8 protein-coding genes and 2 pseudogenes are annotated in these 8265 nt (G+C 64.9%); 4 read left to right on the top strand and 6 right to left on the bottom strand.

Annotated elements, in window-relative coordinates; all coding sequences use genetic code 11:
- Positions 1 to 168: 168 nt before the first annotated feature.
- Positions 169 to 1161, top strand: coding sequence for a lipase family protein (locus WDW90_RS32810; protein WP_336491817.1), 993 nt, complete (start codon positions 169 to 171; stop codon positions 1159 to 1161).
- A 474-nt stretch (positions 1162 to 1635) separates the two neighbouring features.
- Positions 1636 to 2028, top strand: coding sequence for a hypothetical protein (locus tag WDW90_RS32805; RefSeq protein WP_336491816.1), 393 nt, complete (start codon positions 1636 to 1638; stop codon positions 2026 to 2028).
- A gap of 36 nt (positions 2029 to 2064) precedes the next feature.
- Here the strand turns inward: WDW90_RS32805 and WDW90_RS32800 are convergent.
- Positions 2065 to 2202, bottom strand: a pseudogene (locus WDW90_RS32800) (IS5/IS1182 family transposase); the annotation flags it as partial.
- Between the two features lie 176 nt (positions 2203 to 2378).
- Complete coding sequence (locus WDW90_RS32795) at positions 2379 to 2642, bottom strand: hypothetical protein (protein WP_336491814.1); 264 nt, start codon at positions 2640 to 2642, stop codon at positions 2379 to 2381.
- 361 nt (positions 2643 to 3003) lie between these two features.
- Here WDW90_RS32795 and WDW90_RS32790 point away from each other — a divergent pair, with 361 nt between their 5' ends.
- The gene (locus WDW90_RS32790; RefSeq protein WP_336491813.1) at positions 3004 to 4107 is read left to right on the top strand and encodes an AraC family transcriptional regulator; all 1104 of its coding nucleotides are present in this window, start codon (positions 3004 to 3006) and stop codon (positions 4105 to 4107) included.
- On the opposite strand, the gene WDW90_RS32785 is transcribed toward WDW90_RS32790, so the two are convergent.
- A complete protein-coding gene (locus WDW90_RS32785) occupies positions 4062 to 4295 on the bottom strand; it encodes a hypothetical protein (protein WP_336491812.1) in 234 nt (77 codons plus the stop codon). The two genes, WDW90_RS32790 and WDW90_RS32785, sit on opposite strands and share 46 nt — an antisense overlap.
- Positions 4296 to 4463: 168 nt before the next feature.
- On the opposite strand from WDW90_RS32785, the gene WDW90_RS32780 reads away from it, so the two are divergent.
- Entirely contained in the window at positions 4464 to 4892 is a 429-nt protein-coding gene (locus WDW90_RS32780) for a hypothetical protein (RefSeq protein WP_336491811.1), read from the top strand.
- 152 nt (positions 4893 to 5044) lie between these two features.
- Here WDW90_RS32780 and WDW90_RS32775 read toward each other — a convergent pair whose 3' ends face one another.
- The 3 genes and pseudogenes from WDW90_RS32775 to WDW90_RS32765 form a co-directional block, all read right to left on the bottom strand.
- Positions 5045 to 6715 (bottom strand): SulP family inorganic anion transporter, encoded by a 1671-nt coding sequence (locus WDW90_RS32775; protein WP_336491810.1) that lies wholly within the window; start codon positions 6713 to 6715, stop codon positions 5045 to 5047.
- 165 nt (positions 6716 to 6880) lie between these two features.
- The gene (locus tag WDW90_RS32770; RefSeq protein ID WP_336491809.1) at positions 6881 to 7309 is read right to left on the bottom strand and encodes a potassium channel family protein; all 429 of its coding nucleotides are present in this window, start codon (positions 7307 to 7309) and stop codon (positions 6881 to 6883) included.
- 560 nt (positions 7310 to 7869) lie between these two features.
- Positions 7870 to 8157, bottom strand: a pseudogene (locus tag WDW90_RS32765) (GNAT family N-acetyltransferase); the annotation flags it as partial.
- Positions 8158 to 8265: the final 108 nt, after the last annotated feature.

The following is an 8265-nucleotide window of genomic DNA, read 5'->3' as shown; positions in this document are numbered from 1 at the left end:
AGTCCGACAGTGCTCACCTGGTTCATGGACGCCTCCTGGAGTGGGCTCTAACACCACCACTCTGGCACGCTGATGCCGTCGGGGGCGTCCACACCATCAAGCCCAGGTTTCCCGACCTTCCGCTCAGCGTTTATCCTCAGCCCGTGAACACCCTGGCAGATGTATCCCATGGACATCTCAGACGCCCCGGAACTGGCGCTCCTGGCCATGTACGCCGAGGGCATGCATCGCAAAAGCGATACGGGCGCCAAACTGCTCGCGCCCGTCCCCGATCCCCGGCTGATCGCCGACTATGACCTCAGGGCCTTGCTTATCGCGAATGACTCGATCTTCAGCACGCCCATGCTGCAGGTCGGTCCGGAGCCTCTGTACTACGGCTACGTTGCGGTGTCGAAAAGGGATCCGAGCAGTTGGATCGTCGGCGTGCGGGGCACCGCCGGCATCGTCGAGTGGATCATCGACGGCCAGTTCTTCCCCGACGATGTCCGCGGCGGCACCATCAAGGTGGAGCACGGCTTCTCGAGCATCTACGGGACGATGCAGCTGCGCGCCTTAGACGGCCAGAAAACCCTCGACAGGGACGCCGCTGCCGGCATCGCTGCGCTGCTCGGCGCGAACGACAAGATCACGATTGTCGGCCATAGCCTCGGCAGCGCGCTCGGCACCTATCTGGCCTATGACCTCGCCCGCCTCATCGGAGACCGCGTCAGCGCCTGTCTTTTTGCTTCGCCGCGGACAGGCAATAGGGCGTGGGTAGACGCCGTGAACGCTGCGCTCGGTGACCGCTACCTTGTCATCAATTACCTTCTGGACCTGGTCCCGCAGCTGCCCACGGAAGGGCCCGACTATTCGTCGGCGCTCAGATCCTACACCATCAAAACAGGAAGCGCCGAGGCAGGGATCAAGGTCGACCCACTCTGCAACCATCATGTCCTGAGTTGCGCGGCCATGCTGGCATGGACCACGTACATGAAGCATGCACCCGCGCTGCTGGACGTGGACGCGCCCGAGAGAGCCTGCATTATCGGCAACCGGTCGACGGTGCCGGCCCTGGCGAAGATCATCGAACTAGCGATCGAGGCGGGCGGCGCCTTGGGCCTCAGTGCGGGCGACGCGCTTCGAGGCCTCATCAAATTCCGGATCGAACCGAAGGCACCTTGAAAAATTGCGATTTCCTGAGCCTATTACGGCACAACCAGGGACAGTGATTTGATCGCCCAAGAACCCGATTCCACAACCGAAGGTTATGTTCTGCCGCGCTCACCCGCGGCTCGCCCAGCAGTCTAAAAAACTTTGCGACAGGCCCCGCCGGCCAGGCTCGCGCTAGCGCAAAGGCCAACCCTCAACGAACTGTCAACCCAAACCACCCAATGGGAGCCGGTCCGCTTCGACAAGGCCATGGCAGTGGCAAAGCTCCGGGACGTACAGGATCGCAAGCGCGCGACCAACGTTAAAGTCGAGGTTAGGAAGTCCCAGAAGGCCCCTCAGAGTAGCTTGTCGGACGAGTGTTGCTCAACTAATCCTTAATTTTGGCAGTCCCGTCGAGCACGGTGCTTGTCAGGCCAAAGGGTAGGATGCATTGGGGAGGACTGAATGGAAAGGCGGGCTTTGATAGTAGCAATGGGTGGGTTGCTCATGACGGCGAGCATCGCCATGTCTCAAGACACGGGCGGTTATCCGGATATGCGGGGCCAATGGAAGGGTATCACAGATACCATTGTCCTGGGCAGCGGAACACATCATCGCAATGATAAAGCCCCTGGCATGCCCCGTATGCACAATCAGGAACTCACACTCAACATCAAAGGCCAAGATGGTCGGAAATTTTGGGGAGAAATTGTCTCCAAAGACGATACCGTGGCGTTACTCGGCATCATCGCCAGTGATAAGCAGACGATTTATCATGTTAACAATGCAGGTGGACACGCCAATGGCAGGCTCACTGGACCAAACAAGTACGAAACCTGCTTTCTAAACCCCGGTAAGGACCTGACGATTGCCTCATGTAATGTTTTTACAAAGCAGTGATTCGAACTGATCCTCCGGTAGAGTCCGTCTGAGAAGTCAGGCTGAGCGGGCGAGGCGTCTGACGAGAATCGGGACGTCTGCGGCGTAGAGGAAGGCTCTGGCGGAGGCGAGCGTGCCTTCTGGGTCTTTGCAGAGGTGTCGGTTGCGGTTGATCCAGGCGAAGGAGCGCTCAACGGTCCGCTGTACACTCTATGTCCCTGTTATCCTGGGGTTGTCCGTCCGTCGACGACTGAGGATCTTCCATATCGCACGGGGTCAGCGTGAGCCCGGTCCCTGCCAAGCTGCGCCGTGAGGCAGCTTCAGGCCGACCGTGCACTAACTTCGAACCTGGGCCACCTCCTGGGGGCAGATCACCCGCCGCCGGATCCTGGTGGCCCCCCACGCTCTGAACGGGTCGGCGAGTTTCCGAGCACACCCTCTCGGGCATCGTCCATGAGTTCACCCGTCGCGGCCTCGGCCGCCTCCAGGTCGTTGCAGGCCACGCTCTCGACGGCGTGGCCGCGGGCCCGGTCGAAGAGTTCGACCCGCAGCGGCGCGCTTCCGGTCGATGCATCGGCCCGTAGGATCTCGATCAGGCACACGTCCCGGGTGCCAAAGCGGGCGATGACAGCCATCTTGGAGCCGTCTGCCCGTGTCGGCATCAGAATCAGCCGGGTGTAGGCCTGGACGAGCGAGAGTTGCGGGTCGGGGACGGCACGAGCCCGGGGGGCTCGCCTGCAGGCAGCGGGCATCATGGATCCTGTCACAAGGGGCGGAACGATCCGGTCCAGCTCGCTTGCCAGCTCGGATGTGCCACGGCCCCGGAGCGGGGCGGCCGGACAGGTCCGGAGACCGCCACTCGACCGCCTGCGTCCGTACAGGGACGTCCGCCCCCCGTCCTGCTACCGTCGGCCAAACATCTGGTGTGTCATGCCATCTGTGGCCGCCCCCCTCTCGCCGCGGCGGACGGCGCGTTCGCACGCAGCACCCTTTGCCATGCCGCCGAGCGCCGCGGGCTCGCTGGCTCGGCTCGCGGTCGCCTACGCGGAAGCGTCCGGGATTGCGGTTCAGCCACTCCTGCACTGCGCCGGCCTGACGGAACGGCAGATTGCGGACCGGCATGCCCGCATTGGCGCGGCGAACCAGGTCGCGGTGGTTGGGCTGATCGCCGAGGCGCTCGGAGACGACCTGCTCGGCTTCCGTCTCGGCCAGGGCTTCGAGTTGCGCGAGATCGGCCTGCTCTACTACGTGATGGCTTCCGCCCCGACGCTGCGCGACGCCTTTGCGCGGGCGGAGCGCTACAGCGCGATCACGAACGAGGGCCTCGTCCCGACCTGCGCCAAAGTTGACGAGGTTGGGATGCGACTGGGCTTTCTCGGCGTGTCGCGGCACGCCGCCCGGCATCAGGTCGAGTTCTGGATGACAGGCCTCGTCCGGGTCACCCGGCAGTTGACGAGCCCGCGGCTGTCGCCGGTGCGCCTTGCCCTATGCCATCCCCGACATACGGGTGACCGCGAGATGGAGGCTTTTCTCGGCTGCACCGTTACGTTCGACGCCCCGGCCGATGAGGCCCGCTTTGCCTGTGCCGTGGGAAACGCGCCCCTGACGGGCGCCGACCCGTATCTGCACGGGCTCCTGCTCGGCTACTGCGAGGAGGCATTGGCGCATCGCGGCCGTCCGACAGAGAGCGTACGCACGCGGGTTGAAAACGCGGTGGCGCCGCTCTTGCCGCATGGTCGGCCCCGAATCGCCGATGTCGCGCAGGGCCTCGGCAGTAGCCAGCGCACCTTGTCCCGGCGACTTGCCGAGGACGGTCTCACCTTCGAGCGGGTGCTGGAGGAGATGCGACGGGACCTTGCCCTGCGCTACCTGAGGGACGCGCGCATCCCGGTCTCGCGCATTGCCTGGCTGCTCGGCTTCCAGGAGGTGGGCGCCTTCACGCACGCCTTCCGACGCTGGACAGGCCGCACGCCGACAGAAGCGCGGGCGAGACGAGACGCGGTCCTGAACCAGCCACCGCTCATCACTGCCGGTGAACTCCTGGAAGAACGCGATCAGATGCTCAGCCGTGCGACCTCGATCAAGACATCCTCAAGGTAGGCCTTGATCCGGCCGATGGCGGCGGTGCCCGGTCCCGCGATGCTGAAGGCGACCAACTCGCCGCGCGCGTGAACCCTGCGAATGAGGAGCTCCGCCTTGGTAGCCACCTCGCGCTCGGTCGGCGCGCGCAGGATGCTGCCCGTCTGGAGGGTCGTGATTCGGACTTCGAAACCGGGCGACTCGGTCATGGTGCCGCCATGAGGCATTCTTGCTGAGGCAAAAGCGTGGCCGTACGGTTATGAACAATCATCCGAGATGATTTCGTCCTTGTCGGTACTCACGGCTTACATCAGCTTTGCCACGGAAGCTGAGGCGGCCAGCGCCTCAAGCTTGTCAAACCAGCCGAGGAGGTCGCAATGGGAGTTGCGCGTTTCGTGGGGGCAGCCGCGCTCGGGCTGGGCCTCGCAACATCGGCCGGAGTGTCAGCCACACGGGCGGCCCAGGTCGGCCTTTCAGGTTACCAAGGGGCGTGGGTCTTGGAGGGACGCGACTGCGCGGAAGTTTATTCCTCCGCCGGAAAAGCGACATCGTTCAAGAAGCCGGTCGACATCTTCGCGCCCGCCTTCATAGTCTCTGGCAATCGCCTGAGGACCCCGATGGCATCGTGCCAGATCAAATCGGTCCGGCCGGCTGGGGACCGCCAGCTTCTCCTGCTCGACTGCGCGAACGCAGTCGCTGGCAATGAGGTCAGGGTTCTGCTGTCGTCTACGCCGAACGGGAGCCTCAGACGCTACTACAACGATCAGGATCCGACCGGGGTCGCCTACCAGCGCTGCTCGCGATGAGGGGCAGGACATCAGGAAAACAGGCACCGCGATTCATTTCACCCGGTGCTGGGTTCGCGCGATAGTCGCTGTTTCGCCCGTCGCGCAAGGTCCTCTCAACGCAGGATCGCAAGCGTACGGCCAGCGCGACTGCGCCGTACGCAAGGAGCTTCCTAATCAGGCGCTGACCGCGCCTGAAGCTTCGTGTAGCGCTCGATGGCCGTTCGCGCGTTGAATAGCAGCCGGTCCGGACCGAGGTCCTGATCCAGGCCCGCGCGCCGCACCATGTCGAGCACGCCCGGGTTGAGACCGACGAGCCAGAAGGTCACGCTCGTCCGCCGTGCGCCTTCCTGCAGCATCTGCAGCGCCGAATACTCGATGTCGGGCACGCGGCTGAGGTCGAGGGCGACGACGCCCGGCTTGCGCTCGGCAATCAGCGCCCGGATCCGGTCGGCCACGTTCTGTGCGTTGGCGAAGTACAGGCGCCCCTCGGGGCGCAGGATCAGAAGGCCCTCCAACGTCTCGTCGTCGGGGTGCTCCGGCGATAGCGGACGCAGGACATCGGCCCCGCGCTTGCGGCCGATGATCGAGACGCGGGGATGGGCGGTCTGGAGGGCGAGGCCGATGAGCGAGAGGACGATGGCCACGACAATGCCCTGAAGCGTTCCGAAGACGAGCACCCCGAGGGCCGCCGCGACCGACCAGCGGAACTCCATGTGCCGCACCTTGTAGATGGCCCGAAACTCCGCCGGCTGGATGAGGCTGGCCGAGTAGACGATGACCACCGCCGCGAGGGTCGCCTGCGGCAGGAGGCCGAGGATCGGGGCCAGGAGCAGCATCGTGGCGAAGGCGGCCGCAGCCGTCACGAGCGAGGCCACCTGCGTCCGACCGCCGGCAGCCCGCACGACCCCGGTCTGCGAGGTCCCGCCGCCGGCCGGCATGGCCCCGAGCAAGGCTCCCCCCAGGTTTGCCAATCCCGTGGCGACCAGTTCGCGGTTGGCGTTGATCGGTGGATCGCTCGGGACCACGAATGCCCGCCCCGCGGCGATACTCTCCGTGAAGCTCATCAGGGCGATGCCCATGGCGCCCGCCAGGAGCGCTTGGACGAGCGTCGGATCGGGCACAGTCAGGGAAGGAAGTCCCTGCGGGATTGTCCCGACGGTCGAGACACCCCATGCGCCCAGGCCCAGCAGCCACGAGGCGGCAATGGCGGCCGCGACCGTAACAAGCGGAGCCGGCGAATGCGGCTTGAGCCATTCCATACCGACGAGCACGGCCAGCGTCGCCCCCGCGATGGCCAGGGTCGGCAGGGAGGGCTCGGGGAGGTGATGGACGAGGCTCGCCAGGTCGGCGAAGAACGATTGCTTCGCGAAGTGGAGCCCGAGGAGCTTGGGCGCCTGGTCCAAAAGGATCACGAGGCCGATCCCGGCCTTGAACCCGGTGAGCACCGGCACGGAGATGAAGCTGGCGACGAAGCCGAGCTTCAGCAGCCTGGCCGCCAGAAGCAGCGCGCCGACGAGGGCCGTCAGCGTTGCCGTGGTGGCAATAAGCCTTGCCGGATTGCCATCCGGCGTCACGCTGCCGAGTTCGGCCCCTGTCAGGATGGCCAGCGTCGTCGTCGAACTCACGCTGAGGACGCGCGACGAGCCCAGCAGGCCATAGACGACCGAGGGAACGAAGGCGGTGTAGAGGCCGACCGCCACCGGCAACCCGGCCACCGTGGCATAGGCCATCGCCTTGGGCAGGACGACGGAAGCGGCCGTGAGCCCTGCCACGACGTCGAAACGGAACTCGGCCGGGGTGCCGTTCCAGGAGGCCCGTGTTGTCGATCCGAGGCTCCTCATCTGCGCTCCTCCGCGTTCGACGTGGGCACGTGAGCCGATTCTACCAGTGCTGTGACGATTCCTGCAGGACGCGCCAAGCAGCTTAATTTTGGCCGGCCCTTCGGGCCCCAGTCAGGCATCTCGGAAGCGTAAAGAGCCGGGCGGACCGGCTCGCCGCCGGTGACCTCAATGCAGGACTTCGTCCATGCGGATCAGGGTTCGCCGGAGGATCTCGAAGATGACGGCCGTCGACCAGCCGAACAGCAGGATGCCGTTCATGGCGGCGACAGGGCCGAGGAGACGCCAGCGCTCAGCTGGAATGATGTCGCCGTAGCCGAGCGTCGTGTAGTTCACGAAGGCGAAGTACAGGTGATCAGATCCGGCTGGGACGATACCGACGGCCTTGTAGATGCCCGCCCAGATCATGACCTCCAGAGTATGGGCCGCCATCAGCACGCACACGGCCGATGACATTACCCGTGATAGGGACATGCTGCTGTACCCGCGAAAGACGGCATACGAACGGGCCACCCTCAGGACCACGGCCATCGTGAACGAATGGACTGTGATGCTGCAGACGCTCGCACCCGCGCCGACCATCAATTGAGTCAGCATCTCCGACCTCCGACCTCCGCCAGCCGACCAATCCTGAGCACCGGCGCAGGTGCCGGCGACTGATCCAGCTCGGCGCACGATTGCGGGTATCTTCATCCCTGAACGAGCGTGCGTGACCCTCCGACGAGCGTGTGCTGTATTTCGAGAGGGGCACGGGTGCTCGTGCGATGCCGGACAGAACCGTTCAATGTCAGCGTCTCGGAAGCTTGACCGTTCACGGAGGAGGCAAAATCTGCTCTGATGCTGTCCGAACAAAGCGAGGCCGGGCCATGGCGGATCTTCGAACCCTTCGCGCGCACCTGGAAACCGAGGCAGGGCTGACGAGGCTGTTCGCCTTCGTGTTCTTGGTCATCGCGGCAGATTGCGTGATAACCGCCTACGGACTGCTCGCCCAGTAGGGTGCGGCAGGCGCGTCGTCCGCCGAGTGCAAACGCCGTAGCAATCACAGAGGGGCTGACGCCGTAGAACGTCCGCGTTCGGGCCCGATGGGCAGGTGCATCGTTGCCGGTGTCCTCCGCCTGTCGTGAAGAGTGAAATCGATGAACGGCGCGCATGTGCGCTCAGCCGAGCTGAAGAACCACGTGGACGGCCTCTGCTTCGCGCCTCTTGCTCAACGGCAATCCGCACCGCTCGAACAGCTTCAGCATGGGAGTATTGTCCGGCAGGACCTCCGCGGTCAGTTCCGCGAGCCCACTCCTGCGGGCGATGCCGACGAGGTGCCGCACCAGCGCGGCGCCGATGCCCCGGCCCTGGTATTGGTCGACCACCGTGAACGCCACCTCGGCCTGCCCCGGTCGCGTCACGACATAGCGGGCTCCGCCGACGACCGCACGCTCGCCGTCCTCGTCTGCGGTCGCGACTAGAGCGGGTCCCGATCAGCTGGAAGCACAAGCGTCATCCTCGTAGCCGGCGGCCGAGAAGTAGTTGCGGCACTCCGCAGGCGAAAGGCGCGCGAA

This window comes from Methylobacterium nigriterrae (assembly GCF_037106235.1).
Lineage (GTDB): Bacteria > Pseudomonadota > Alphaproteobacteria > Rhizobiales > Beijerinckiaceae > Methylobacterium > Methylobacterium nigriterrae.
This window is presented reverse-complemented; position numbering and strand designations above follow the sequence as displayed.